Genomic DNA, 26,601 nt, shown 5'->3' on the forward strand with positions numbered 1-26,601 from the left:
TATGGGATCAAGGTCTTTGCGTTATACGCGGAGACCTTTTTACGTGTTCTATTTCTAAAAAGTAATGTGTTTTAGGATGTTGGTTTGTAATGTTTAATTACCTAAAATATACCAATACTATTAGAGTCTTAATAAATATGAAGTCTTATTAAAACCGCAGTATCAGAAGACTTAAATCTTGATAAAAATTGCATAGAACTTGATTAAAATCTAAACAACTCTTTGATAAAATCAAATGAGCTAAAATGGAATATGGGGGTATTCTCGTTGCTATTCAATTCATTACAATTTCTTGTTTTTTTTATGATAGTAACTTTTATCTACTTTACAATAAGCCATAAAATTCGTTGGGTTTGGCTTCTCATAACAAGTTATTATTTTTATATGAGTTGGAATGCCAGCTACGCTGTTTTAATTGCCTTTTCTACAGTAATTACCTATATTAGCGGCATTTTAATTGATAAGGCTAATGGAATAGGTAATGAAAAAAGGTCAATGCAGTTAAAAAAGTTATGGGTGTTTTTAAGTGTATTAATTAATTTTAGCATTTTGTTTATGTTTAAGTATTATAACTATTTCAGTCATAGTATAGAAAGAATCTTTACGTATTTACATAATCCAATTTATATTCCGTCCTTTGACTATTTACTTCCGGTAGGAATATCGTTTTATACCTTTCAAGCATTGAGCTATACCATTGATGTTTATAGAAATGATGTTAAAGCTGAAAAAAACTTAGGTAAGTATGCACTTTTTGTTTCATTTTTTCCTCAGCTGGTCGCCGGACCTATAGAGAAGTCCAAACATCTATTGCATCAATTTGACGAAAAGCATACCTTTGATTACACAAGAGTGAAGAATGGTTTACTTTTAATGCTTTGGGGACTCATTCAAAAGATGGTAGTTGCGGATAGACTAGCCGTATTAGTCAACACTGTCTACAATAATCCTAGTGACTATAGAGGTTTTGAAATAGTGATCGGTACCGTGTTTTTTGCCTTCCAAATCTATTGTGATTTTTCGGCCTATTCGGATATTGCACGTGGAGCCGCAGAGGTAATGGGATTTAGATTATCGTATAATTTTAAGAGTCCGTATTTTTCAAAATCAATCAAAGAGTTCTGGAGACGCTGGCACATAACTCTAGGTGCCTGGTTTAAGGACTATATGTATATTCCTTTAGGAGGAAATAGGAGGGGTAAGGTAAGGACTTATTATAATATTATGGCTGTCTTTATTGTATCGGGTATGTGGCATGGAGCCACCATTAATTTTATTATTTGGGGTGCCCTGCATGGTGCCTATCAAGTAATAGGAGATTTGCTGAAGCCTATTCGTAAAGCTGCCCTTAAAACCTTTAAAATCAGAACAAGTGGTTTCGGCTACAAGTTATATCAAGTTATTGTGACCTTTCTGTTAGTAGATTTTGCCTGGATATTTTTTCGAGCAGGTTCCTTTACGAGTGCCTTATTAATTATTCGTAATATGCTTTATTTTAACCCGGAAGTATTTACAGATGGTTCTATTTATAATCTTGGATTGGCCCAGAAAGATTTCATTTTAGCGGTTCTAAGTATAGCCGGTATTTTAAGCGTAAATCTGCTGCAGCGTAATACGAGTCTGAGAAGTGAATTATCTAAAAAGCAATTAGGATTAAGATGGACTGTCTATTTAAGCTGTATAGTCATCATTATGATTTTTGGAATTTATGGCCCTGGATATAGTCCCGAACAATTCGTATACTTCCAGTTTTAGGAGGATTGTTTATGCTTAAAAAGGCTGTCATTAAGAGTGCTGTTTTTATTGTTCTCTTACTATTGATTATGTCAGTTCTTAATTCAATATTTATCCTAAAGACAGGACATCGCAGTAAACTAATTGAAGGTCTATATAAGCATACTGGTAACGCTTACGATGTTGTCTTAATGGGCTCCAGCCACATGAATGGAGGGTTAGACCCAAATGTTTTATGGCATGAGGAGGGTATTACAAGCTTTAACTATGCCACTGGCGGACAACCTATTGATGTGACCTATTATATGCTAAAAGAGGTTCTTAAGAATCATAAGCCATCTATTGTAGTTGTTGACCTATATTATTTGGGTTTAACTGATGAATATGGAGATGAAGGGTATGTTAGAAATGCTCTTGATAATATGAGATTTTCAATGAATAAATTGGATGCCATAATTCATTGTACACCTCAAAAAGATTGGCTTAATTATATATTTCCGATTATTAAGTATCATTATCGATGGAAAGAACTTACTAAACAAGATTTTTTTAATGATACTTCTTCAAGTTATTATGGTAAAGGTTTTGATTCTGGAACCAATAAATATGGAAAAGACAATACTATTAACGAAGTTACGACAGAAAGTGCTGATTTGCCGCCAAAGACCGAAGAGTATCTTAACAAATTTATTAATTTAGCAAAGGAAGAGGGATTTCAATTAATATTTACCAATACTCCTTATGATTATAGCAGTACAGCAGGCTCAGAAAATTGGGTAAAAGAACCAGAAAAAATGTTTAATAGAGTATCTGAGATTTCTGCAGAAAATAAAATTCCTTTCATTAACTTTAACGATAAAGTAGCAGAGATAGGTTTTAACTTTAAAACAGACATGAATAATTCCAGTCACGTCAATATCTGGGGAGCTAATAAAATCACCACGTATTTAGCAAAATTCCTTAAAGAAAACTATAATTTAGAGGATCATCGTAATGATCAGCAATACGCTCAATGGAACATAGATTATCTTCATTCCCAAGCGGCATCAATTTCCAAATAGGAGGGCAGTTCATCAATGTAAACGTCGTTTTTATTGGGGTTATCTCGTTTTAAGTAAAAGAATCAAAGAATTTTTAAGAAATACATAAATTTACAGGTTTTTACCATTGACGTTATTGCTTCTTTGCGATATAATCTTCCTTGTTCACTAAATTTCTCAAATATCATATTGTTTGTTTTCGGGGACATTGGAGAGGTGGCTGAGTGGTCGAAGGCGCCCGCCTGGAAAGCGGGTACATTGGGTAACCGGTGTCGAGGGTTCAAATCCCTCTCTCTCCGCCATATTTAAGTTTTTGAGCCAAAGTATTCGACTTCGGCTTTTTTACTAATTAAAATTAATTTGGGTTTGATTACAGTGTCTGCAAGAAGGCTAATACGTCGAAGACAGTGTCTTCGTGTGTGGTTGCTAGCCAAGGTTTCTTTATTTTGCTATAATTGATTTAGCCGTACTAGATGGGGAGGTAGCGGTTCCCTGTAACTTGCAGCCCGCTCTAGCAAGATGGAATTCCCACGAAAGGGCCATGCCTGTGAAGCAGTCTTTGGTGGGCAGCGATGAGATTTTGGTCTTACGCAACAGAACACTCCGAACCGTGTCAGGTCTTGACGGAAGCAGCACTAAGGAGAACGTTTTGTGTGCCGTAAGGTTGCCTGAATTGAGTTTGCCAGCCAAGGTAACGTTCGGAGGTAATGGTTCAATCAAGGGTGTACGGCTATTACTTTAAGATAAAGGTGGTCATGTACCATCTTTTTTGGTACTACCCTAAAAAACTTGGCGGAACACTCTATTACTGAGGGTGAAAACATGGCGTATCTCGCATTATATCGTGAATGGCGTCCAAAATTATTTCGAGACATAGTAGGACAAGAACATATAAAAAAGACGTTCCTGAATGCCTTAAGACAAGGGAAGGTCGCCCATGCTTATCTATTTAGTGGTCCAAGAGGTACTGGTAAAACCTCTACCGCTAAAATTTTAGCAAAGGCTTTAAATTGTGAGCATAGGGATGATGAAGAGCCTTGTAATTTTTGTCCTTCTTGTATGAGTATTGATCAAGGTTCAGCTATGGAGGTTTTCGAGATTGATGCAGCATCAAACCGGGGCATCAATGAAATTAGGGACCTAAGAGATAATATAAAGTTGAGCTCAATAGAAGGAAAGCATAAAGTTTATATTATTGATGAAGTACATATGTTGACGACAGAAGCTTTTAATGCCTTGCTCAAAACCTTGGAAGAGCCACCGCCTCAGGTTGTTTTCATACTTGCGACAACAGAAGTTCAGAAAATACCTTTAACAATTCTTTCCCGTGTACAGCGGTTTGAATTTCATAGAATATCTGCGGAAGATATTCAACAGAGACTTGCGGAAGTGTGTAACTCTTTACAAAGGGAAGTTCATTCAGATGCTCTGATGGTTATTGCTCAGAAATCAGAGGGAGGGCTAAGAGATGCTTTAAGTATTCTAGACCAATGTCTCTTGCAGAGTGATCCAGTCGGGGTTGAAGAGGTATATCAAGTATTGGGAATGGTTGGAGAGACCTATAGTGCTCAACTGGTTGATAAAATTATTTCCAAGGATTATGCAAAATCCTTAGGCTTTTTGGCTGAGGGGATACAACAAGGGCGAGATCCTCGACAGATCATTAGAGAACTCTTAGAATATTTACGTCAGATGCTATTAGCTTCAACGGCAGGAACAACTCCTATGGTTTTACCTCACATTCAAGATCAATTGCTCAAACAGTGCAAACAGGTTGGAATCTCAGAGATTTTACGCTGGATTTCTATCCTCCTGCAGGGAGAAGGCCAGCTTAAATATGCGTCGAATGCTCGGTTAGCTGCTGAACTCTTATTAGTGCAAACTATACATGAAAGTCAGCCTGCCAGTATTCATGGACAGGAGGAGATTCTCACTCGTTTATCTGTTATCGAACAGACTATCAAATCGAATACTGTACTAAGTAAGAATGTTCATGAAAAGAAGATTCCTGGGAACTCTAAATTAAATGGAGAGACAAATCAAACTGTTGTACTAAAAAGAGTAAATTCCGGAGATCCTATAATTTCAGATAATACAGCGTCAGAAAAGAAAACGGATAAGATCTTAAGCCTAGACATTATCCAAGCACGCTGGAATGAAGTTATGGATGAAGTTAAAAAACGAAAAAAATCAACTCAAGCTTTCTTAATGGAAGGAAAACCAGTTGAGCTAGGGGGTAATACCTTAGTTATAGTTTTTAGGGAAGGTTGTTCTTTTCATAGGGATAAAGTTAATCAGACTGAGAATCGAGAGACTATCGAAGAAGTACTAAAGCAGATATTTGGGTCCTCTTTGATCCTTCAAAACTATATGGAGAACGAATTTAAGACGGGAAAAGATCCTCAAAAGGAAGATCCCGATAATCAAGAGCAAGGCCTGATTAAGAAAGCTAAAGAAATGTTTGGCTCCGATCTTGTAGTGGTAAGAGAATAACATTTATTGACAAGAGCATTAAGCTTTAGAAATAACAAAGATAGGAAGTGTATGAAAATGGCAGGTTTTAAAGGAATGGGCGGCGGTATGGGCGGCAATATGAATCAGATGTTAAAACAAGCTCAAAAAATGCAGGAAGATATGGTGAAAATGCAGGAAGAGCTTCAGAAAAAAACAGTTGATGCTTCCTCGGGGGGCGGTATGGTCCAAGTTGTTGTCAGTGGAAAAATGGAACTTGTTGATTTGAAAATTAAGCCTGAAGCTGTCGATCCGGAAGATGTAGAAATGCTGGAAGATTTAATTAAAGCTGCGTTAAATGAAGGGATAAGAAAAGCCCAAGAAATGACCAGCAGCGAAATGAGTAAACTAACCGGCGGATTAAAAATTCCGGGGTTATTCTAGGTGATTTATGGACTTTTTAAAATACCCACAACCTCTGGCAGATCTCATAAGCAACTTAGCACGCTTGCCTGGGATTGGACCTAAAACAGCAGGACGGTTAGCATTTTATCTTCTTCAACAGCCCCAAGTTTCTGAGGAGTTGGCAAAGGCTATGCTTGTTGCCAATAGAGATATTCGGAAGTGTTCAATTTGTTCAAACTTTACCGATCAAGACCCCTGTGCAATTTGCTGTAATACGCAAAGAGATCAAACATCTCTTTGCGTTGTTGAGCATCCCAGAGATGTCGTGTCTTTGGAGAAAACAAGGGAATTCCATGGAGTATATCATGTACTCCATGGTGTACTCTCACCAATGGACGGAATTGGTCCTGAACAGCTAACGATAAGTCAGCTTCTAAAACGATTAGAGGGTGTAAAAGAAGTCGTAATGGCAATGAATCCCACAGTTGAGGGAGAAGCCACAGCTTTATATTTAGCACGTCTGCTTAAACCGATGGGAATCAAGGTTTCACGAATAGCACATGGGCTGCCTGTTGGCGGTGATTTAGAATATGCTGATGAAATAACCATTGCACGGGCTTTAGAAGGCAGAAGGGACTTATAAAAGAAGTTGGGGTTCGAAGATAAAAACTGTCTTAAGAAAATGTTTTGGACTCGGGATTATAGTTGTGTTGAAAGAGCATAGAGATTAACCCGGATTGAAAAAATATGATCGCTGCAGAATTTGAAGTTGTGAAAAAGAAAACATAATCCCTATAGATTTTATTATTGACCGGTATAATAATTAAAGATATACTGTGTCAAAGGGGAACTATTCAGGCCAAGCCTGAATATGTTCCCCGAGCACGTTTTTATACCTGTTTCGTAAAAATTCAATCATTTCAAGGTTTTCTACTTTCATCTGTACTTTCTCCTTGGAATAGAAACAGGGTCGCCAGGTAGGTGTGGAGTACTTAACTAGGAGTCCAAAAAATTAAATTAATCACATGATTAGGGGGAAACAAAAATGGCTAAAATGAAAACTATGGACGGGAATGAGGCGGCTGCTCACGCGTCGTATGCGTTTACGGAAGTCGCAACAATTTTTCCTATCACTCCATCCTCGACGATGGCCGAATTAGTTGACGAATGGGCTGCTCATGGAAGAAAAAACATTTTTGGCCAGCCAGTCAAAGTTGTTGAAATGCAATCAGAGGCTGGAGCTGCCGGTGCGGTACATGGTTCTTTGCAGGCTGGAGCTTTAACCACAACTTATACTGCTTCACAGGGCTTGCTATTAATGATTCCCAACATGTATAAAATTGCCGGAGAGCTACTGCCTAGTGTGTTCCATGTAAGCGCCCGTGCACTTGCAACTCACGCCCTTTCAATTTTTGGCGATCATCAGGATGTCATGTCCGTACGTGCTACAGGATTTGCTGAACTCTCTTCACATAATGTACAAGAAGCATTAGATTTAGGCTTTATTGCTCATTTGGCCTCTGTTAAAGGAAGAGTTCCTTTCCTCCATTTCTTTGATGGATTCCGGACATCTCATGAAATTCAAAAAATTGAGGTTCCTGAGTATGAAGAAGTTGGAGCACTCTTAGATATGGAGGCTGTTCAAGCTTTTCGTGACAGAGCTTTGAATCCTGAACATCCTGTTCTACGTGGTACAGCTCAAAATCCAGATATATATTTCCAAGGTCGGGAAGCTTCTAACCGTTTCTATAATGTCATCCCTGATATTGTTGAACATTATATGCAAGAGTATAAAAAATTAACCGGCCGAGAGTACCATCCTTTCCAATATTATGGTGCAGAGGATGCAGAGTACGTAATTGTAGCCATGGGTTCTATCTGTGACACTATTGAGGAAACTATTGACTATCTCGTGGCAAAAGGAGAAAAAGTTGGGGTTGTTAAAGTACACTTGTTCCGCCCATTCTCCAGTGAATATTTCTTCAAAGTATTACCACAAACCGTTAAGAAAATTGCCGTACTTGAACGTACTAAAGAACCGGGTTCATTAGGTGAACCTTTATATCTCGATGTTAATGAGCTTTTCTATGACAATGATCTGAAACCTGTCATTGTCGGAGGTCGTTATGGATTAGGGTCTAAAGATACAACACCATCTCAAATCCTGGCAGTTTACAAAAACCTCAAATCTGAAAATCCTAAAAATGGCTTTACAATCGGCATCATTGATGATGTTACCAATAAATCCTTGCCTGAAGATGAAATTATCGATACAGCTCCAGAGGGAACTATTTCCTGTAAATTCTGGGGTCTGGGAGCTGATGGTACTGTCGGAGCCAACAAGCAGGCGATTAAAATTATTGGAGATCACACCAGCCTTTATGCTCAAGCCTATTTCCAATATGACAGTAAGAAATCCGGAGGAATTACGGTTTCTCATCTTCGCTTTGGTAAACAACAAATCAAATCTCCTTATTATGTGACAAATACCAATTACATTGCTTGTCATAACCAAACTTATGTATATCAATATGACCTCTTAAAAGGGCTTAAACCGGGCGGCAACTTTGTTTTGAATTGCCAGTGGACACCGGAAGAACTGGATGAGAAGCTCCCGGCTTCTATGAAACAAGCTCTGGCCAAAAACAAAGCCAACTTCTATACCATTGATGCTGTATCTATTGCCCGTAAGATCGGTTTAGGATCCCGCATTAATATGATCATGCAGGCTGCTTTCTTTAAATTGGCCAATGTGATTCCTGTTGATGAAGCGATAGATTATCTAAAAGCTTCTGTGGTTAAGACCTATGGCAAAAAAGGCCAAAACATTGTTGACATGAATACAGCAGCCATCGACCAAGGTGTATCTGCTCTTGTGAAAATAGAAATTCCGGCTGCTTGGGAAAATGCTGAGACTGCACAGGCTGAAGCTGCAGCTGCTGTCGAAGAACCTGATTTCATCAAAAATGTTCTTCGTCCTATGAATGCCTTAGAGGGGGATAATCTGCCTGTCAGTACCTTCGTTGGCCGTGAAGACGGAACCTTCCCAGTGGGTACCGCCAGCTTCGAAAAACGCGGTATTGGTGTTGTGGTGCCTGAATGGCAAATTGACAATTGCATTCAATGTAATCAATGCTCCTATGTTTGCCCTCATGCAGCAATACGTCCCTTCTTAATGGATGAAGAAGAAGTTGAAAATGCTCCTGAAACCTTTATTGGCAAGAAAGCCCTTGGCAAAGATGTAGGAAATATTCAATTCCGTGTTCAAGTAAGCACCTTAGACTGCACAGGTTGCGGAAACTGTGCTGAAGTTTGCCCTGCTAAGGTAAAGGCTTTGGTTATGAAACCTGCTGCAGAGCAAATTGAACAACAAGCCGCCAATTGGGAATATGCAGTTACCCTGAAAAATAAGAGTAAGCTTTTCGATGTTACAACAGTTAAAGGCAGCCAGTTTGCTCAGCCTTTGTTAGAGTTCAATGGTGCTTGCCCAGGATGTGGTGAAACTGCTTATGTTAAGCTTATCACTCAATTATTCGGTGATCGTATGATGATCTCCAATGCCACGGGCTGTAGTTCCATCTGGGGTGGAAGTGCTCCTTCCGTTCCATATACCACGAATCAGGAAGGGAAAGGACCTAGCTGGGCTAATTCCTTATTTGAAGACAATGCTGAGTTTGGTTATGGTATGTACTTGGGAGTACGTCAGATCCGTGAAAAACTGCATGACTTAATGACAGAAGCCTTAGAGATGGATATCAATGGTGATCTTAAGGAAGCATTCCAAGAATGGCTGAACGGCTGGGACGATGCTGATGCAAGCAAATCAGCAACAGCTAAGATTCTTGCAGGTTTAGAAGGAAACATTGGAGATAACAAGGTACTTGCTGAGATATTCACTAAGAAAGATCATTTAATCAAAAAGTCTCAGTGGATTCTTGGTGGAGATGGTTGGGCTTATGATATCGGATTTGGTGGTTTAGACCATGTTCTGGCATCCGGAGACGATGTTAATATCTTTGTTATGGATACTGAGGTTTACTCAAATACCGGAGGACAATCCTCAAAATCAACTCCTAGGGCAGCTGTTGCTAAATTTGCTGCCGCCGGTAAGAAGATTCGTAAGAAAGATCTCGGCATGATTGCTATGAGCTATGGTTATGTTTATGTGGCACAGATTGCCTTAGGATCTAACATGGCACAAACCATTAAGGTTATCAAAGAAGCCGAAGCTTATAAAGGACCTTCCTTAATCATTGCTTATGCTCCTTGTATCAATCATGGTCTTAAGTCTGGAATGGCTAAGAGTGTTCAAGAACAAAAGAAAGCTGTTGACGCAGGTTACTGGCATCTTTATCACTTCAACCCAGAACTTATTGATGAAGGAAAGAACCCTTTCAGCCTAGATTCTAAGGAACCTACTGCTTCCTTCCGTGACTTTATTATGGGTGAGGTTCGTTATTCATCCTTATTGAATACCTTCCCAGAAAGTGCAGAGGAACTCTTTGCAGGTGCCGAAAAATACGCTAAGGTACGTTATGAGTCCTACAAACGTTTAGCTGAGCAAAAGTGGGACTAAGTAGTTTAAATCAAATAATGACTTAAAGAAACGGGGAGCTTCCGTAAGTACGGTGCTCCCCGTTTTTATATTAGTTCTTCATAATTCCGGGATATTAAGGGAGAATTTCAAATAAGGACGGTTCTACTTTGTCCTATTGTGCATATTATTTACTACACTTTTAGGCAAAGGAGGATTTCCATGACCTTTGTTTTTTTAGGATTATTTGTGGTTCTATTAGCCTTAATTCTACGTTCGTCCTTAGGACAACCCCGAATTTTTCTTAAAGTATCAATACATATTCTTGGCGGAATTGTTGGACTGTGGCTTTTTAACTTGCTGCTGACAGTTATAGGATTGGATATACCCATAAACCTCTTTACTATTTTATTAGTAGGGTTATTGGGTTTTCCAGGTGTTTTAGCTTTATCGGTCTTGCAGCTTTTTGGTATCTAAAACGTCAGACCCGGACTGGCTTGTCCAGGAATCTTACGCGCGTAAGATTCCTGGACAAGCCGAGGGGAAGGATCTCACCTTTGTCGGGATTGCCCAGCTCTAATTAATATTGATTTACTGTGCGTTTTCTTGAACATCCTTACAAAGGTGAGAATAAAATGTTTAAAAGTTGAAAGGGGTGTTGGATACGGCTAATGTACCGATGATCGGGGATTTTGTGCGGGAGTCGCTGGATTTGCATTTATTTTTTGCACGCATTATGAAAGAACACGCCATATTTATGCAAACCGGATTTTTGCCCAAGGATCTTACTTATGCTCAGCAAGCGGAACAATTCAGGTGTCAGTATGACGAAATTATTAAGGAAGCCATTATGCTGGGCGATTGTACTGCATCAATGGATGTCTTAAAATCCGGGGAATTGGTTACGGATAAAACTCTGCGCGCTGAACAAAAGACCGAAATGTTGACAGGGATACCCATAGACGTGACCATAACAATGGAAGAAGCGAATCTAAAGCCGGATTTAGGAACTATTCCGCCGGGTATAGAACCACAGGTTAACCTCTTAAATCAAAAAGCAATGGCCCTTACAACGGATTTTGCAGGATTTAAGGAACATGTACTGGAACAAGTCAATCAATGCTGCATCACGACTAATTTATTTCCTATGCAGTATCAACATCTTTATAAAGAAGCAGAATTTTATCTCAAAGTATTAACGTGGATTCAGAACCATCAGTTTGTCGACGCAAGAGTCAATTTATTAGAACAGAAATTATTCTGGGATGAGATTATGAGAGAACATGCCGGAATTATAAGGCATTTATTAGATCCATCTGAGAAAGAACTATGTTTTAAAGCCAAAGAATTAGCACTTCGCTTTGAAAAGTTGGAAAAGAAACTAAAAGGAGAAGGACTGCCGGCTTCGAGTTTCGAAAAACTAGTGCGTGAAAATATTGCTGCAAGTATATCCATAGCTGATTATAAGTCGTCCAGTACAGAACTGCTCTTAGAATGTCAGATAAAAGCATTGTCCATGTTGTCTCCTTTGTTGACGGATCATACGTTAAGAGAAGCTTATTACTATTTGAGAATCCTGCAGACGTGGAAAATTGGTTATCTCGGGAATGGTTAAATAAAAATACAATTTAGTAGAAACAAAAGCCGGAATGCATGCATTCCGGCTTTTGTTTTGGGAGTATAGAACGTTGTTTTGGAAATACTATGTGAGAAATTTATATAGTACAGCCGCCAAAGAAGCCGGAGGGAACTTTGTTTATGATTTTAGTCTTAGTCGGTGTTTTTATTACTATTTGCTTTAAATGGGGAGAATGGAGAAATTGGAGATTATATTATCCGACAATTTTGTTTTTAATAGCAGGCGATTTCATTGCAGGTTTTGTTGCTTCTTCAAAACCCCTATGGAAATATGAAGCAACCATATTTTCCGGCAATGTTACTCAACTATTAGTAGCCTTAATAATTTACCCTTGTACAATCTTAATTTTTTTTCACTTTATAAAGAAACTAAAAAGTGTATCCTTATATATTTTAATTTGGGTAAGCATTTATGCTTTTTTAGAATATTTTGGTGTAAAGTATCAATATTTTTCTCATTCTAATGGCTGGAATTTTGGATGCTCTGTGATGTTGGATTTTATTTTATTCTCATTATTGGTAATACATCAGAAAAATCCCGTTTATGCCTGGATAGTTTCATTTATAACAGGCCTGACCATTACTCTCATTTTTAAACTGCCTATTTAATAATTTTGTCTTTAAAATAAAAACTTACTTAATGGAGACTCTTATGAATTCTGCATTTTGGACAAATACCATATGGTATATTCTTTTAGGTATACTGACGGTTACCGAGATTATACTTTTCATGATTAAAACGGATAAAAAGTGTATAACTCTGGCTTTTTATTTAACGGTCTTAGGAATTGCTCTTAATTTTGAAACTATAATTCTAATTTTTCTTAATGCCTATGCTTATTATCCAAAGATAATTCTACATGCTCCTCTTCCGTTTCATGATGTATTAGCTGGTAACCTTTTTTCCCAGTTTTCAGTATCCGCCACGGTTGTATTTGTTGTAGTTTTTAATTTAAAGTTTTATTGGTATTTAATCTTTGCGGGTATCTATGGTCTTATAGAAGAGTTATTTCTTGCTTTGGGGATATATAGCCATCATTGGTATCAAACCTGGATGACTGTGGTTATCCTGCTGCTGGCTTTCTGGTTAGGCAAAAGGATGTATTCAGGAATCATGAATGGTACAAAGCCCCTTGTATATTACCTTTATATTTATTTAGGATTATTTCCGCTAAGCAATATAACCTTGGCTTGGGGGTTAATGTTATCAGGACATCTCGATTTTTGTTCAACCCTGATCAGGGACCCTATTATTAGCCGGTTTTTTATTGAAATAGTTTTATTTAATATTTCTGCTCTTGCAAGTATGGTGATTTACTATTCCAGGTTCAGAAAAAAATTGAGCATATTGGTTTTCGGTATGCTTTATTACCTTTACTATATAGGGTGTAAGCAACATATCATTTGGATTAAAGATGGTTGGTTTTTGTTAGTTACTACCTTGTTAATTTTATGGATGTACGGATCTGTAGTTATAATGGATTTCCTATATCAAAAAAGTAAGTACAGGCGCTAACCTGGGTTCAATACTGTCTACAGCATTTTTAAGCGTTTGCTTTGATAATTATCGAAGCAAACGCTTTTCTACTTCTTACTACAGGAAATTCATCAGCTTATCCATTGGTTAGCACATTAAGGGAGAGGGGGTTGGCGCATAATCAGCTCTTTGTCGGACACAATAAGTTTTGATGGAGGGGATTTTATGCGCAGTTGGCTGAAGATGATTAGAGAACTTACCATTCGTCCAAAAGGAAATCGAAAAATAAGGAAGTCTCCTGAATATGCCTTTGACGATGATTTAAAAAAACCCTTATCTGGGAAAACCGTAAAGGAAATCTTATCAAAGAGCAGCGATATTGTCTTCCGGGAGTTTGTGCTTCAAGGCAAAGAACGGATAGACTGCATGTTGGTTGTGGTCGATGGGTTGGTTGATAAAAACTTACTGGATCAGTTTATTTTAAAACCGCTGATGGTCGATTTATTGGGACATTCTGAATTAGCAGAAGTGGTATTATCCAATGTCATCCAAAAAACCCAGGATAGTTTGCTTCCGGGTATAGAGGTTCGAAAGATATCGAAAATGGAGGACGCTGTAAATGCAGTCTTATCCGGGGATGCGGTTATTTTTTTCGGGGATTTGACTGAAGCGATTGTTATTGGCGCCAGGGGATGGGCGAACCGTGGGGTTAATGAGCCTGAAGCGGAGTCAGTGGTAAAAGGACCCCATGAAGGTTTTTCAGAAACCTTACGAATGAATACCTCTCTATTACGTCGTAAGATTAAACACCCTTCACTAAGGCTGATCTCCCTAAAACTAGGGAATATTTCCAATACGGATGTTGTGGTTACCTATATTGAGAAAATAGCCAGTCCGGATGTTGTTTCGGAAGTGCTTTTAAGATTAAGTAAAATTGAAATGGATGCCGTTTTAGATGCAGGATATATCGAAGAAATGATTGAGGATAATCCTTACTCACCCTTTCCTCAAATTGCCTATACAGAGCGTCCGGATGTATTGGCAGGAAAGCTCTTAGAAGGAAAGGTCGGAATTATGATTGACGGAACCCCCATCGTCCTTGTGGTTCCGGCTATATTAACTCAGTTCTTAAATATTAATGAAGATTACTATGAACGGGCCATGACAGCTATTCTTTCTCGTTTTGTGCGTTATGTAGGGGCGTTTATTGCTGTTGTAGCCCCAAGTGTTTATATTGCAGTAACCACATTTCACCAAGAAATTATACCAACCGACCTTCTGATGAGTATCGCTGCCGGTCGACAGGGAGTACCTTTTCCGGCATTGTTAGAGGCTTTAACCATGACGGTGGTATTAGAAATATTGCAGGAAGCGGGACTCCGTTTGCCCAAACCCATCGGCCAGACAATCGGAATTGTAGGGGCTCTTATTATCGGAGATGCGGCTGTCAACGCAGGATTAGTCAGCCCATTGATGGTTATTATCATTGGAATAACTGCCGTAGCAAGTTATGCTATTCCCTATTATGATCTGAGCCTTGCTGTTCGGCTGCTTCGTTTTCCACTTATGATTATGGCAGGCATTTTAGGTTTTTTTGGGGTAGCGGTAGGTCTTTATGCTCTTTTGATTCATGTGTTAAGCCTTCGTTCTTTTGGAGTTCCATACACTAGTCCGATGGCTCCGTTGCGTATCAGGGCTATGCTGCAGGATACGTTTGTTCGGGCTCCATGGTGGGCGTTAAAACGCCGTCCTCAACTAATAGATATTGAGGATCCCCGATCAAATGGGAAAGGGTAATATGGAAAGAATATCAGTACACCAATTCATAACGTTAGGCGCGGGAGTTTTGTTAGGAACAACCTTTCTGCCTATTGCAACCGTTGTTACAGAAATCGGAGGACGAGGGGGATGGGTAAGTATTTTGCCGGGATTTGCGGCAGGGGTTCCCTATGCTCTAATGGTGTTTTCCTTAATGGAAAAATATCCTGGCAAGAATTTAATAGAGATTTCTGAAATTCTTTTTGGAAAATGGCTAGGGAAACTGATAGGCATAATTTTTGTCGTTATTACTACCTATCTAGGTGGCTTGTTGGTGGCCCAGATTGGAGATATCTATGAGGTTGCGGTTATGCCTTTAACGCCGATTGGGGTGTTCCACCTAGGAGGAATTGTTCTTGTATACTTTTTGATTAGATCAGGAATCGAAGTATTTGCCCGTTTCGCAGAAATTATATTTCCGTTCATTGTAATTGCCTTAGCCTTGAATATAGGGCTTTCCATACCCCGTATCGAGCACGGAGAGCTTCTGCCGCTTTTGGGCAATGGATTATTTTCAATTATCTTGGGAGTACCTAAAGTCATACCCTTTGTGATGACCTATATTCTTTTCTTAGCAGTAATCATCCCTTTTCTTCCCACAGGGAAACGTGAGCTCCCTAAGTTAAAAAGAGGAGTTTGGCGTGTTATTTTCTTGGTGGGTATCCTAGATACTTTGATTGTCTTGATCCAGATACTTGTATTTGGGCCGACAGAAACCATTCGTTTAGTCTATGGCTTTCTGACCTTAGGAAAGATGGTAGAAATAAGCCGGACGGTTGCCGGTGTTGAATCCTTATTTTTGGGTGTTTGGCTGGGGGCAGCCGTTATAAAAATTACGGCTCTTTTTTTCTCAACGATCTGGGGACTTGATACTATTTTTCGGCTTAACGGGATAAAATGGAGGGTTCTAACTGCTGTTGTTCTATTAACGATTGCCTGTAAGTTTGTAAGAGGTCCTGCCATGATCATAGAACTGGGAATTGTCGACCAGTATTTAACCATGCCTTTTGTAATGTTGTGGATACCTATTCTTTGGGGGATCTCACATTGGAAGAAAAGCGCCGGTACTTAACTATTAGCCTTAAACAGGAGGGAAGATCCAACAATGGAGAGAATCTCCTCACATCAATTTATGATTCTAGGGGCATCCGTACTGCTGGGTACAACCTTCCTTCCCATCGCCTCCATGGTATCAGAAGTTAGCAGCAGGGATGGCTGGATGAGTGTTCTGCCGGGTTTTGCCCTGGGAATTCCTTATGGATTGATGATTATCTCACTTTTACAGCAGTATCCAGGGAAAAATTTATTGCAAATCTCAGAACTATTGCTAGGAAAATGGATCGGGAAAGCCATTGGGATCCTTTATATACTGATCACGGGTTATTTTGGAGGGTTGCTTCTTAGCCAAGCCGGAGATATCTATGGGTCGTCCATTATGCCCATAACCCCCATTGGAATGTTCTATTTGGGTACAGCTCTATTAGTTTTTTACCTTATCAACTCAGGAATCGAAGTCTTTGCACGTTTTACAGAAATCATTTTTCCTTTTGTTGTCATTGCCTTAATACTCAATATCGCCCTCTCCATACCCCGGATTGAACAAGGAGAGCTGCTGCCAATTTTAAGTGAAGGAATAAAACCTCTTTTAGCTGGGGGTCTTAAAGTAGCACCCTTTCCAATGGAATATTGTCTATTCTTAGCGGGACTCCTTACATTTCTGCCCACGGATAAACAAGAGTTTAACAAACTAAAGTCTGGGGTATGGAGAGCGGTTTTTGTTGTGGGATTTTTGAATATGCTGGTTGTAATCATCCAAATTACGGTTTTTGGACCTGAAGAAACCGTTGGCTTGGTCTATGGAATCCTTGTCTTAGGAAAAATGGTAGAGGTAAGCCGAACATTAGCGGGTATTGAATCCCTGTTTTTGGGAGCTTGGTTAGGAGCTCTGGTCATAAAATCAGGTGCCTTTTTTTTAACCACAATCTGGGGATTAAAAACCGTATTCAATTTAAAAGGATCTAAATGGAACATTGGGGTAATAGTGGTCTTTATGGGGATAGCCTCTAGCTTTCGAAGAGGGCCCTCGTTAATTGCTGAAATAGGAATGGTTGATGATTATCTCATTCTTCCATTTACGTCCATATGGTTGCTGGCTCTTTGGGGAATGTCTCATTGGAAGAAGGGAGCTAATCAATAATGGAAAAGGATACGGGTAAAAAAGTAAAGATAGCCTTGATGCTGAGCTTAATCATCAGTCTCTTATTTTTCACAGGGTGCTGGGGAAAGAGAGAAGTTGAGGATTTAGCGCCTCTATTAGGGGTAGGGTTTGACTTAGGGGAAAAGCCGGGAACGTTTCTTATAACAAATCAATATGCACAGCCCAAAAAAGAAAAAGGCGGCGTACAAATTAACGACAGGACGTTAAGTGTAGAGGCTTCAAGTGCAAGACAAGCCTTTGAAAAAATGTCCAAAATTCTTAACCAGACACCTTTTATGGGATCGCTGAAGGTCATCGTCATCGGTGAGGATGCTGCAAAAGCAGGTGGTTTTAATGACATATTGGATTTTGATCAGCGTTTTGCAGAATTCCGTAGATCAATGTACTTAGTTTTAGCTAAAGGTAAAGCTCAAGACTTGCTTAACTTAAAGCTTGGTTCTGAAGTATTGCCCGCTTTATATATTAAAGATCTGATAGAAGGCGGAGATGAACTGTCTGCCTTCCCAACAGTACGGTTAGGGCATTACCTGACAATTTTAGGTACAAAAAGTACGGCACCGATTTTACCGGTCGTCGAAAGTGTTAAGCCGGGAGAAGGAGCTGAGTATGAAGCAAAAGAGAAGGGTAAAGCCGAAGAAATAAGGATTCAGGGAGCAGGAGTCTTAAAGGAGGATCGTCTGGTTGATTTTTTGACGGACGAAGAAACAAAGGGGTATATGTGGCTGGAAAATGATGTGGTCAATCGTTCAATTGATACGATGAGTCTTGCAGAAGACAGTGTGAAATTTGGCGGGCAAGTGCTTAAATCCAAAACAAAGTACAAAGTGGAGATGAATTCGGGAAAAGCAGAGCTTCACTACCAAATCAAGACAAGTATTGCTATCGATGAAGTACTGGGATTAACAAAACAATTATCCGGGCCTGAGTGGATAGAATTGGTGAAAGAGGCTGAGAAGAGTTTTGCCAAGGTTATAAAAAAAGAATGTGAGACTTCCATAAAAAAAGAAAGAGAATTAGGTTTGGATTATCTTGGAATTGGAAGGCACATTGAACAGAAGAATCCCCGCTATTGGAAGACCATTAAGGATCAGTGGAATGCTGAAATTGCAGATTTTCCAGTTTCCATAGAAGTAGAAACCATCGTTCATCATTCCGGAATGTCAAGCAGCAGTGCGATTAATTCCTGATGAGAGGGGCAAGACTAGTATTAGAAGTAATTAGGGGGAATAAAAAGTGATTAAGATACCACAAGGTCCAGACCAAAAGGTTTCAGAGATGGAAAATAGAGTGAGTCTGGGATCTTCAAACAGAGGGAAGGTCTTGCCCGTTTGTTACCGCTGTACGCAGGTACCCCAAAAGGGTCTATATGATGGGTTTAGGGTTCAGGGGATGTTTTTCTGCTCAGATTGTCAGCGGGAACTATTCTCTGCGGAGCAGGGATCTCCTGAATACCAGGAATTTCTATTTCTGATCAAAGGGATTTTTTATTAAAGTCTAATCCTTTAATTTCAACATCTTATCTTTGCTTCATTAAGATGAAAAATTTCCTAATTCATGTTAAACTATAAGGAATATCATGTGTAAACTTATAATTTCGATTATATGAGTTGCTTAAATGGAGGTTTATTGTTCAGTGGGTGATCTTGGAGAGGGATTGAGCCATTACCATAAACAAGGATTTTGCTCTTTCCATACTCCTGGCCATAAGGGTCGACAGGAGTTTTTTAATGGCTTAGACTTTCCGGGTTTTGACTTAACAGAGCTTCCTGGGCTTGATGTACTGCATGCTCCAAGCGGTATTATTGCAAGGGCACTTCGTAAGGCCGCCGAGGTCTTTGGGGCAGAAGAAACCTTTTTCCTCGTTAATGGGGGCACTGCTGGGAATCAAGCGATGTTTCTGGCTTTAGAAAATGACGCAGATAAGCGAGTGCTTTTAGAAAGAAGTTCTCATCGTTCTGTGATGTCCGGTTTGGTTTTGAGTGGATTAAAGCCTGATTATGTGATGCCTGTGGTTCATCCGGATTTCAATCTATCGCTGGGTATAAATCTTGAAGAGCAAACAATCTCCTGGCAAGAGATAAGTGCTTGTCATTTTACCTATCCCGGTTATTATGGGTCAGCCTTTGATTTGAAGGGATTATTGGCTCAAAGAACCAATTTAGGCTTTGAGGTGCCAATTCTTATCGATCAGGCTCATGGCTCACATTATCTTAGTGATCTATTTCCTCCGAGTGCCTTAATGCTCGGAGCAGATCTTGTCTTAAATAGCTGCCATAAAACTTTAAGCGCCCTAACTCAGTCAGCTATGTTACATGTTCAAGGGTCTAGAATCAATCGTACTCGATTGAGACAAAGTCTGGAATTTTTACAGTCCTCAAGTCCCAGTTACTTGCTTCTTTCGTCATTAGAGCGGGCAGGAGAATACGCTCAGGATGTATGGCGTTGGCAGCTTCTTAAAGAAGCAGTTGACGAATTGCATCAGAGAGTAGGACCATCCTTCCGTATTCTTTGTGCAAAGGATGTTGGAACCTTTGGCATCCAGGCAGTTGATTGGTCAAAGATTCTAATCAATACCTCTCCTCTAGGGATTTCAGCACCTAAATGTGTGGAATATCTTAGAGAAGGATTTGGTATTGAACCGGAATTATGGGATAAGGAAAATATTTTATGTTTGTTGGGCATTGGCAATACGCCGGAGGATGTCCGCAGGCTTACGAAAGGATTAGAAAGTCTGAGAGATTTTGCAACTGCTCAAGGTTTAACAAAATCTATCAATGGATTGGGATGTCAAAAAGGATTCATCCCGCCATTACCACGCGCAGTACTTTCTCCGCGGGAAGCTTTCTTTGCTTCTAAACGGAAAATCCCTCTTAAGGAGAGTTTAGGTCATATTGTTGGGGAAACGATCTCTATCTATCCGCCTGGAATTCCTGCTGTTGTAATGGGTGAAGTAATGACCGAGGAGGTTTTGTCTGCCCTACTCGCTTCAAAAGGAGAACATTATCAAGGGTGGGAAGGGTTCAAAAACCAGACAATTTGGATAATAGAGGGGGATTAAATATGGTGTTTATTTATCGGGATATCAATCGGTTTGTAAGAGTGTAACCTCATGAACTTACAGTTAGATTTATTAGAGAAGGCTGCTCGTGAATACCGGTTGGCTCATCTGTTGTTATTTCACGGCGGAAGTGCACTTTATCAACGCGAGGTAGCTCTCCGCCTAGCTCAAGTTTTAAATTGTATCAGCAGCACGATAGATAGACCGTGCCAAGAGTGCTCCCCTTGCCGAAAAATTCTTAGCGGAAATCATCCGGATATCTCATGGCTGAAACCCTTAAAAACGACAATTGGGATTGATCAGGTACTTGCATGGCAAGAAAAGGTTTACCTTAAGCATTATGAAGGAATATTTAAAGTTTCCATCGTCGAACAAGCCGATTTATTAACATTACCTGCTGCAAATTCTCTCTTAAAAGTTATTGAAGAACCGCCGGAGCGGACAGTCATCATTTTGTGCTCAGAGAATGCAGAAGGAATCTTGCCCACCATACAAAGCCGAGCTCAGTTGGTCTATTTCCCTGATCTTACGGAGGAAACCTGGCTAACAAGTTTAGAGACTGAGGATGAGAAGACAGCATCGGTGGCCTTTAATTTAAGCGGCAAAAACCAAAATTTAGCGACGGAGATACTCCAGCATGGTGTAGAACTCTTGCAAGATTGGCTGAACAAATTTCGTAAAGCTGTCATCGAAAAAGATTTTTTAGCACTTTTTGCTCTTTTTCCCCTAGAAAAAAATCAAGCCCTTTTATATTTACAGGTGTTAGCGGTACAAGCTCAGGAAGGGATTATAAACGGTATGATTCATCCGTTTGAGTTTTTGGCGATCGGGAAAGCGATTGATTTGCTACGACAACAGGCTAATCCGAGATTAGTTATTGAAGTGTTAGCATTAGAATTATTTCAACAAGGAGGGGCTTACAGTGATTGAGGTCGTAGGCGTTCGCTTTAAACATGCTGGAAAAATATATTATTTTTCTCCAGGAGACCTTACACTGGCTGTATCCGATAAAGTTATCGTTGAAACAGCAAGGGGTATTGAATTTGGAGAATTAGTTATCCCCTCGCGTCAAGTGCCTGACGAAGAGGTGGTTCAGCCTTTAAAACAAGTTATGCGCAAAGCTACATTAGCGGATGAAATATTTGTTGAGCAGAATCGAGGGAAGGAAAAAGATGCTTTCCAAATTTGCTTAAAAAAGATTGCTGAACATGATTTGCCTATGAAATTAGTAGATGTTGAATACACCTTTGATGGCAATAAAATAATATTCTCCTTTACCGCCGAAGGTAGAGTAGATTTCAGAGAATTGGTCAAGGACCTTGCAGCTATCTTTAGAACTCGTATAGAATTGCGCCAAATAGGGGTACGGGATGAAGCAAAAATGCTTGGTGGAGTTGGCTCTTGCGGGCGAATCTTATGTTGTACGTCTTTTTTAGGTGATTTTGAGCCGGTTTCCATCCGCATGGCTAAAGATCAGAAACTTTCATTAAATCCTACTAAAATTTCTGGGATTTGTGGACGTCTAATGTGCTGCCTTAAGTATGAAAATGGTTGCTACAAATCTGAGGACAAAGAGAATTGTATGCGGCACAATCCTCAAACGGCCAATAAAATTGTCGAAATTTCGGATGAAGAACCTATTGGAATAGAAAGTGTTTTTGTTTCTAAACCTGAGGGTAAACCGCAACGTAATAGGAAAGGGGAAAAGCCCAAAGAAAAGAGTGAGAAAGTATGAGCCAGTTGACCCAGGCACTTACAGAAGTGGAAGAGAAGTTGCGTTCTTTGTTGGAAGAAGTGAGCCGTTTAAAGCCCTATGTTCAAGCTTTGGAGGATGAGAATACTAAGTTGAGGCGGGAGTGCACTCTTCCCGAAAAAGAAACTGAACGTGTTATTGCCAATGCGGAACATATTCAAGGTGTTGCCCACGATAATCTTGTTCGTTTGTATCAAGAAGGGTTTCATGTGTGTCACCTTCATTTCGGACAACCTTTAGAAGGGGATTGTTTATTCTGTATGGGGTTCTTAAGGAAGGACTAGCAAACCATAGGGAATATATGAAAAACAAGGAGTCAGAGGCATGTTGGCTAAAGGAACTTTGTATGTGTGCGCGACTCCGATTGGAAATTTAGGAGATATTACCCTGCGGGTCTTAGATACATTGCGGGAAGCGGACTTAATTGCAGCGGAGGATACGCGTCATTCACGGAAATTATTACAACATTATCAGATTAATACTCGGATGATTAGCTATCACGAACACAATGAAAAGAGAAAATCTTTAGAACTGGTGGAAAAACTAAAGGCCGGTCAAACAATAGCCCTTATTTCCGATGCCGGTTTGCCAGGTATTTCTGATCCGGGAACAGAAATCATCAATCTTTGCCGCGCGGAAAACATTCCAGTTGATGTTTTGCCGGGAGCTAATGCTGCCCTTACAGCCTTAGTCTTGTCTGGAATGCCCGCAGATCATTTTTCCTTCCATGGTTTTCTGCCTTCTTCGGCGGGAGCAAGGACTCGAAGCCTTGAATCCTTAGCGAATCTTCCTCAAACTCAGATATTTTATGAGGCTCCTCACCGACTTATAGCAACCCTTAAGGCAATGTCAGAATATTTTGGTGATCGAAAAGCCGCTGTAGTGCGTGAATTGACAAAAGTGCATCAACAAGTACACAGAGGGTCGGCTTTAGAACTAAAGGAATTTTTTGAGGAGTCCGAACCGCGCGGAGAGTGCTGTATTATTGTTGCGCCTTATGTTTCGGTTAAACCTGCAGGAGGTCCTGAAGAATGGTGCAGGGAAGTTAGGGAAAGAGTAAATCTAGGATTAAGTAAGAAAGATGCGATGAAAGAAGTAGCAAAACTTTATGGTGTAAAAAAGTCTGAAGTTTATCAGGCCTTACTCGATTAGGTCTTTAAAAGGTTTCTGATAGTACAAAAAAAGAAGGCCATTTAGGCCTTCAAAATCTGAGTGTGTTTCTTTAAGTAATCTATGTATCTTAATAAAGCATAATTTATACTGCTTTTGAGCTTGATTCTGTGTTAGCGACATTTTCACCCATGGCAACAGCACATTCCCGGCAGACGTTTTTGCCGTGGAAAAGTTGGATATCGCTGGCATTACCACAAAATACACAAGCAGGTTCATACTTTTTAAGGATGATTTTTTCTTGATCTACGTAGATTTCCAGAGCATCTTTTTCGTCAATACCTAATGTACGGCGAAGCTCTATTGGTAAAACAATACGACCAAGTTCATCGACTTTTCTTACGATTCCAGTTGATTTCATCATTTTCCCCCCACTCCTTGCAACAACATTCGACATAAAACTACAGACTTATGATACCAATGGTTCCATATAAAGTCAACCCATTTTTTTAAAGATTTTCTTGGTATTATTAACCTATAGAGGAATTCTCCATATTTTACATATTAATTCTAAATGATGGGAAGACTTGACAAATATAACTTTAAGACTACTAATCTAAAAAATTGAGAGGGAGCATTAAAAGTGAAATACTATATTACAACTCCAATTTTCTATCCTAATTCAAGTCCGCATATTGGAACCGCTTATACTACAGTAGCAGCAGATACATTAGCTCGCTATCATAGAATGTTGGGTGATCAAGTATATTTTCTAACTGGAACGGATGAAAACGCTCAAAAGATTGTTCGTACAGCGGAAGCAAATAATATGGATCCGAAGGTCTATGTTGATGGAGTTGTAGAACGATTTAAAGATCTATGGAGGGCTTTAGATATTTCGAATGACGATTTTATTCGAACAACGGAAGAACGTCATCAAAGAGTAGTACAAAGGATCTTTACAAAATTGTACGAACAAGGTGATATCTATAAGTCAGAGTATTCCGGTTGGTATTGTACACCTTGTGAAACTTTTTGGATGGAAAATAAATTAGTTGATGGCAAGTGTCCTAATCCGGATTGTGGTCGTGAAGTAGAATTGCTTAAAGAAGAAAGTTATTTTTTCAAATTGTCTAAGTACCAAGGGCAATTGCTCAAATATATTGAAGATCATCCGGATTTTATTCAACCAGTTTCCCGCCGCAATGAAATGATCCGTTTTATTGAAGGTGGCTTAGAAGATCTTTGTGTTTCACGAACAACATTTCAATGGGGGATTAAAGTACCTTTTGATCCTAAACATGTTGTGTATGTATGGCTCGATGCCTTAATCAACTATATTTCAGCTTTAGGTTATCCTGACGGTGAAAATTATCATAGTTTTTGGCCGGCAGATGTGCATATTATGGGGAAAGATATTGTACGCTTCCATGCTATCATTTGGCCAATTATTCTTATGGCGATTGGTCTTCCTTTGCCCAAGGTTGTATATGGACATGGTTGGTATTTGAGCAAGGATGGGGGAAAAATCTCTAAATCCCGGGGAAATGTCCAGGACTCTTTTGCCTTAATTCAAAGATATGGCTCAGATGCTATTCGATATTTTCTACTCCGTGAGATGCAGGTGGGTTCTGACGGTACTTACTCTGAAGATAACGTGGTTGAGCGCTTAAACAGTGATTTGGCTAATGATTTTGGGAATTTTGTTTCCCGGAGTTTAGCAATGATTGTTAAATATCGAGAGGGAATTATTCCACGTCCGGCTCAAGATGGGGCGTTGGAAATGGAATTAAAAGTTTTGAGCCAAGAAGTTAAAAAAGCCGTTGATAAAAGTTTAGGTGAGTGTGATCCTGCTACGGCTTTGGAAGAGATCTGGCGTTTTATTGCACGCTGCAATAAATATGTTGATGAAACTGCCCCGTGGGCATTAGCAAAGCAAGAGGATCAGAAAGATCGATTAGATACAGTTTTGTATACCTTTGTCGAATGTATTCGAATCATGGCGATCATGACAGCGCCCTTTATGCCAGGCGTACCAGGAAAAATTTGTGTGCTCCTGGGCAAAGACGATAAGCTGATACGTTGGGAAGAAGCTGACCGCTGGGGTATTATGGATTTTGGCATTCAAGTAAAAAAAGGCGAACCACTCTTTCCCAGGATTGATATCAGCCGATATTTTACAGAAGAGGGAGCAAAGAACGTGGACGAAAATCAAAAGGAATCTCAAGCAGCTCCACAAGAGCGGGGTCATGAATTTGAACCGATTAAAGAAGAAATCAGTATTGATGATTTTGCCAAAATTGATTTGAGAATAGGCAAAATACTAAGTGCAGAAAAAGTAGAAAAAACAGATAAATTGATGAAACTAGAAGTTGAAGTGGCAGGGGAAGTGCGAACGATTGTTTCCGGGATTGCTAAACACTACTCCGGAGATGGCCTTGTCGGTAAATCGGTGGTACTGGTGGCTAATTTAAAACCCACAAAACTCAGAGGAATTACCTCACAAGGCATGATATTGGCTGCTTCACACGGGGATGTTCTGGAAGTTATTACAGTTGATAAAGAACTTCCCGGAGGGGCACGAGTCAAATGATTTGGGATACGCATGCACATATGGATGACCCGGTTTATGCGGATGATTTTCCGGAACTCCTATCCCGTCTAAAGTCCGCGGGGATTTCTCGAGTAACAAACGTGGGATACGATCTTTCTTCCTCGGAACGATCTGTGAATTTGGCTCAAGACTATGATTTTATCTATGCGGCTATAGGAGTTCATCCCCATAATGCTGAGGAAGTGACATCAGAAACCTGGGAAAATCTTTTACGGCTATCCAAACAACCTAAAGTTTTAGCTTGGGGTGAAATCGGGTTGGATTATTTTCGTGATCTCTCTCCGCGCTCAGTTCAGAAGGAAGTATTTATTCAGCAAATAAAGCTGGCAAATGAAGCAGGATTACCAATCGTGATTCATAATCGGGATGCCCATCAGGATGTTCTGGAGATTGTCAAAGCCCACCCTCCGCGCTATGGGGGAGTGTTTCATTGTTACTCAGGATCTTGGGAAATGGCTCAAATTCTTCTGAATTTTGGATTCTATCTATCCTTTGCTGGACCGGTGACTTATAAAAACGCTCGTCATACTGTTGAAGTAGCCAAAAAGCTTCCACTAGACCGAATTCTTGTGGAAACTGATTCGCCCTATTTAACTCCTGAGCCCAGACGTGGAAAACGCAACGAACCTGCTTATGTTTGCGAAGTAGTTAAAAAAATTGCGGAAATAAAAGATTTAAATTACGAAGACGTTGCCCAGCAAACGATGAAAAACGCTGAACATGTTTTTAGGCTGGTTTAGGACCTTCTCTC

At 39.7% G+C, this 26,601-nt stretch carries 23 protein-coding genes, 1 tRNA gene and 1 other RNA gene; 24 read left to right on the plus strand and 1 reads right to left on the minus strand.

The annotated features are described in order from the left end of the window. Positions 1 to 267 precede the first annotated feature (267 nt). The 22 genes from DESOR_RS00075 to rsmI all read left to right on the plus strand — a co-directional run bounded on the left by DESOR_RS00075 (position 268) and on the right by rsmI (position 23,278). Positions 268 to 1,755: an MBOAT family O-acyltransferase gene (locus DESOR_RS00075; protein WP_014182606.1), complete on the plus strand. Its 1,488-nt coding sequence runs from the start codon at positions 268 to 270 to the stop codon at positions 1,753 to 1,755. A gap of 11 nt (positions 1,756 to 1,766) precedes the next feature. Then, positions 1,767 to 2,795, plus strand: coding sequence for a hypothetical protein (locus DESOR_RS00080; protein WP_014182607.1), 1,029 nt, complete (start codon positions 1,767 to 1,769; stop codon positions 2,793 to 2,795). 189 nt (positions 2,796 to 2,984) lie between these two features. Next, positions 2,985 to 3,076: transfer RNA gene (locus DESOR_RS00085), tRNA-Ser, on the plus strand. Positions 3,077 to 3,238: 162 nt separating this feature from the next. Next, positions 3,239 to 3,504, plus strand: an RNA gene (ffs, locus tag DESOR_RS27670) — signal recognition particle sRNA large type. A 92-nt stretch (positions 3,505 to 3,596) separates the two neighbouring features. Beyond that, positions 3,597 to 5,267, plus strand: a complete 1,671-nt coding sequence (gene dnaX / locus DESOR_RS00090; RefSeq protein ID WP_014182608.1) for a DNA polymerase III subunit gamma/tau — start codon at positions 3,597 to 3,599, stop codon at positions 5,265 to 5,267. A gap of 57 nt (positions 5,268 to 5,324) precedes the next feature. Then, complete coding sequence (locus DESOR_RS00095) at positions 5,325 to 5,669, plus strand: YbaB/EbfC family nucleoid-associated protein (RefSeq protein ID WP_042330631.1); 345 nt, start codon at positions 5,325 to 5,327, stop codon at positions 5,667 to 5,669. A 7-nt stretch (positions 5,670 to 5,676) separates the two neighbouring features. Continuing rightward, complete coding sequence (recR, locus tag DESOR_RS00100) at positions 5,677 to 6,273, plus strand: recombination mediator RecR (RefSeq protein ID WP_014182610.1); 597 nt, start codon at positions 5,677 to 5,679, stop codon at positions 6,271 to 6,273. A 402-nt stretch (positions 6,274 to 6,675) separates the two neighbouring features. Then, positions 6,676 to 10,206, plus strand: coding sequence for a pyruvate:ferredoxin (flavodoxin) oxidoreductase (gene nifJ / locus DESOR_RS00105; RefSeq protein WP_014182611.1), 3,531 nt, complete (start codon positions 6,676 to 6,678; stop codon positions 10,204 to 10,206). Positions 10,207 to 10,386: 180 nt separating this feature from the next. Beyond that, positions 10,387 to 10,641: a pro-sigmaK processing inhibitor BofA family protein gene (locus DESOR_RS00110; protein WP_014182612.1), complete on the plus strand. Its 255-nt coding sequence runs from the start codon at positions 10,387 to 10,389 to the stop codon at positions 10,639 to 10,641. Between the two features lie 178 nt (positions 10,642 to 10,819). Then, a complete protein-coding gene (locus tag DESOR_RS00115) occupies positions 10,820 to 11,779 on the plus strand; it encodes a DUF2935 domain-containing protein (RefSeq protein WP_014182613.1) in 960 nt (319 codons plus the stop codon). Positions 11,780 to 11,922: 143 nt separating this feature from the next. Continuing rightward, complete coding sequence (locus DESOR_RS00120; RefSeq protein WP_014182614.1) at positions 11,923 to 12,411, plus strand: CBO0543 family protein; 489 nt, start codon at positions 11,923 to 11,925, stop codon at positions 12,409 to 12,411. 121 nt (positions 12,412 to 12,532) lie between these two features. Then, positions 12,533 to 13,318 carry a hypothetical protein gene (locus DESOR_RS00125; protein WP_242832418.1) on the plus strand — a complete coding sequence of 262 codons (786 nt, stop codon included), beginning with the start codon at positions 12,533 to 12,535 and terminating at the stop codon, positions 13,316 to 13,318. 186 nt (positions 13,319 to 13,504) lie between these two features. Beyond that, positions 13,505 to 15,076, plus strand: a complete 1,572-nt coding sequence (locus DESOR_RS00130) for a spore germination protein (protein WP_014182616.1) — start codon at positions 13,505 to 13,507, stop codon at positions 15,074 to 15,076. Position 15,077: 1 nt separating this feature from the next. Further along, positions 15,078 to 16,169 carry a GerAB/ArcD/ProY family transporter gene (locus tag DESOR_RS00135; RefSeq protein ID WP_042331754.1) on the plus strand — a complete coding sequence of 364 codons (1,092 nt, stop codon included), beginning with the start codon at positions 15,078 to 15,080 and terminating at the stop codon, positions 16,167 to 16,169. A gap of 33 nt (positions 16,170 to 16,202) precedes the next feature. Continuing rightward, complete coding sequence (locus DESOR_RS00140) at positions 16,203 to 17,294, plus strand: GerAB/ArcD/ProY family transporter (RefSeq protein WP_014182618.1); 1,092 nt, start codon at positions 16,203 to 16,205, stop codon at positions 17,292 to 17,294. Further along, complete coding sequence (locus DESOR_RS00145; RefSeq protein WP_014182619.1) at positions 17,294 to 18,502, plus strand: Ger(x)C family spore germination protein; 1,209 nt, start codon at positions 17,294 to 17,296, stop codon at positions 18,500 to 18,502. Before DESOR_RS00140 ends, DESOR_RS00145 begins: the two co-directional genes overlap by 1 nt. Positions 18,503 to 18,548: 46 nt before the next feature. Further along, positions 18,549 to 18,806, plus strand: coding sequence for a sigma factor G inhibitor Gin (locus DESOR_RS00150; protein ID WP_014182620.1), 258 nt, complete (start codon positions 18,549 to 18,551; stop codon positions 18,804 to 18,806). 142 nt (positions 18,807 to 18,948) lie between these two features. Continuing rightward, a complete protein-coding gene (locus DESOR_RS00155; RefSeq protein WP_014182621.1) occupies positions 18,949 to 20,373 on the plus strand; it encodes an aminotransferase class I/II-fold pyridoxal phosphate-dependent enzyme in 1,425 nt (474 codons plus the stop codon). Positions 20,374 to 20,424: 51 nt separating this feature from the next. Further along, entirely contained in the window at positions 20,425 to 21,303 is an 879-nt protein-coding gene (locus DESOR_RS00160; RefSeq protein ID WP_014182622.1) for a DNA polymerase III subunit delta', read from the plus strand. After that, positions 21,296 to 22,108 (plus strand): PSP1 domain-containing protein, encoded by an 813-nt coding sequence (locus DESOR_RS00165; RefSeq protein ID WP_014182623.1) that lies wholly within the window; start codon positions 21,296 to 21,298, stop codon positions 22,106 to 22,108. The genes DESOR_RS00160 and DESOR_RS00165 overlap by 8 nt, the downstream gene beginning before the upstream one ends. Beyond that, entirely contained in the window at positions 22,105 to 22,410 is a 306-nt protein-coding gene (locus tag DESOR_RS00170) for an initiation-control protein YabA (protein ID WP_014182624.1), read from the plus strand. Before DESOR_RS00165 ends, DESOR_RS00170 begins: the two co-directional genes overlap by 4 nt. Before the next feature lie 40 nt (positions 22,411 to 22,450). After that, positions 22,451 to 23,278: a 16S rRNA (cytidine(1402)-2'-O)-methyltransferase gene (rsmI, locus tag DESOR_RS00175; RefSeq protein WP_014182625.1), complete on the plus strand. Its 828-nt coding sequence runs from the start codon at positions 22,451 to 22,453 to the stop codon at positions 23,276 to 23,278. Between the two features lie 103 nt (positions 23,279 to 23,381). Here rsmI and DESOR_RS00180 read toward each other — a convergent pair whose 3' ends face one another. Then, positions 23,382 to 23,657: an AbrB/MazE/SpoVT family DNA-binding domain-containing protein gene (locus tag DESOR_RS00180; protein WP_042331758.1), complete on the minus strand. Its 276-nt coding sequence runs from the start codon at positions 23,655 to 23,657 to the stop codon at positions 23,382 to 23,384. Between the two features lie 222 nt (positions 23,658 to 23,879). Between DESOR_RS00180 and metG the strand changes: the two genes are divergently transcribed. After that, complete coding sequence (gene metG / locus DESOR_RS00185; RefSeq protein ID WP_014182627.1) at positions 23,880 to 25,829, plus strand: methionine--tRNA ligase; 1,950 nt, start codon at positions 23,880 to 23,882, stop codon at positions 25,827 to 25,829. Next, positions 25,826 to 26,590 (plus strand): TatD family hydrolase, encoded by a 765-nt coding sequence (locus DESOR_RS00190; RefSeq protein WP_014182628.1) that lies wholly within the window; start codon positions 25,826 to 25,828, stop codon positions 26,588 to 26,590. Before metG ends, DESOR_RS00190 begins: the two co-directional genes overlap by 4 nt. Positions 26,591 to 26,601 lie beyond the last annotated feature (11 nt).

Source organism: Desulfosporosinus orientis DSM 765 (assembly GCF_000235605.1).
GTDB classification, from domain to species: Bacteria; Bacillota; Desulfitobacteriia; order Desulfitobacteriales; family Desulfitobacteriaceae; genus Desulfosporosinus; species Desulfosporosinus orientis.

What these genes read in the sequence shown, in the direction of transcription:
- DESOR_RS00110 (WP_014182612.1), top strand. Translation starts at nt 10,387, where the DNA reads ATGACCTTTGTTTTTTTAGGATTATTTGTGGTTCTATTAGCCTTAATT.
- DESOR_RS00190 (WP_014182628.1), top strand. Translation starts at nt 25,826, where the DNA reads ATGATTTGGGATACGCATGCACATATGGATGACCCGGTTTATGCGGAT.
- DESOR_RS00095 (WP_042330631.1), top strand. Translation starts at nt 5,325, where the DNA reads ATGGCAGGTTTTAAAGGAATGGGCGGCGGTATGGGCGGCAATATGAAT.
- DESOR_RS00120 (WP_014182614.1), top strand. Translation starts at nt 11,923, where the DNA reads ATGATTTTAGTCTTAGTCGGTGTTTTTATTACTATTTGCTTTAAATGG.
- DESOR_RS00125 (WP_242832418.1), top strand. Translation starts at nt 12,533, where the DNA reads ATGATTAAAACGGATAAAAAGTGTATAACTCTGGCTTTTTATTTAACG.
- DESOR_RS00180 (WP_042331758.1), bottom strand. Translation starts at nt 23,657, where the DNA reads ATGAAATCAACTGGAATCGTAAGAAAAGTCGATGAACTTGGTCGTATT.
- DESOR_RS00170 (WP_014182624.1), top strand. Translation starts at nt 22,105, where the DNA reads ATGAGCCAGTTGACCCAGGCACTTACAGAAGTGGAAGAGAAGTTGCGT.
- dnaX (WP_014182608.1), top strand. Translation starts at nt 3,597, where the DNA reads ATGGCGTATCTCGCATTATATCGTGAATGGCGTCCAAAATTATTTCGA.
- DESOR_RS00160 (WP_014182622.1), top strand. Translation starts at nt 20,425, where the DNA reads ATGAACTTACAGTTAGATTTATTAGAGAAGGCTGCTCGTGAATACCGG.
- DESOR_RS00145 (WP_014182619.1), top strand. Translation starts at nt 17,294, where the DNA reads ATGGAAAAGGATACGGGTAAAAAAGTAAAGATAGCCTTGATGCTGAGC.
- DESOR_RS00130 (WP_014182616.1), top strand. Translation starts at nt 13,505, where the DNA reads ATGCGCAGTTGGCTGAAGATGATTAGAGAACTTACCATTCGTCCAAAA.
- DESOR_RS00135 (WP_042331754.1), top strand. Translation starts at nt 15,078, where the DNA reads ATGGAAAGAATATCAGTACACCAATTCATAACGTTAGGCGCGGGAGTT.
- DESOR_RS00140 (WP_014182618.1), top strand. Translation starts at nt 16,203, where the DNA reads ATGGAGAGAATCTCCTCACATCAATTTATGATTCTAGGGGCATCCGTA.
- recR (WP_014182610.1), top strand. Translation starts at nt 5,677, where the DNA reads ATGGACTTTTTAAAATACCCACAACCTCTGGCAGATCTCATAAGCAAC.
- nifJ (WP_014182611.1), top strand. Translation starts at nt 6,676, where the DNA reads ATGGCTAAAATGAAAACTATGGACGGGAATGAGGCGGCTGCTCACGCG.
- DESOR_RS00080 (WP_014182607.1), top strand. Translation starts at nt 1,767, where the DNA reads ATGCTTAAAAAGGCTGTCATTAAGAGTGCTGTTTTTATTGTTCTCTTA.
- rsmI (WP_014182625.1), top strand. Translation starts at nt 22,451, where the DNA reads ATGTTGGCTAAAGGAACTTTGTATGTGTGCGCGACTCCGATTGGAAAT.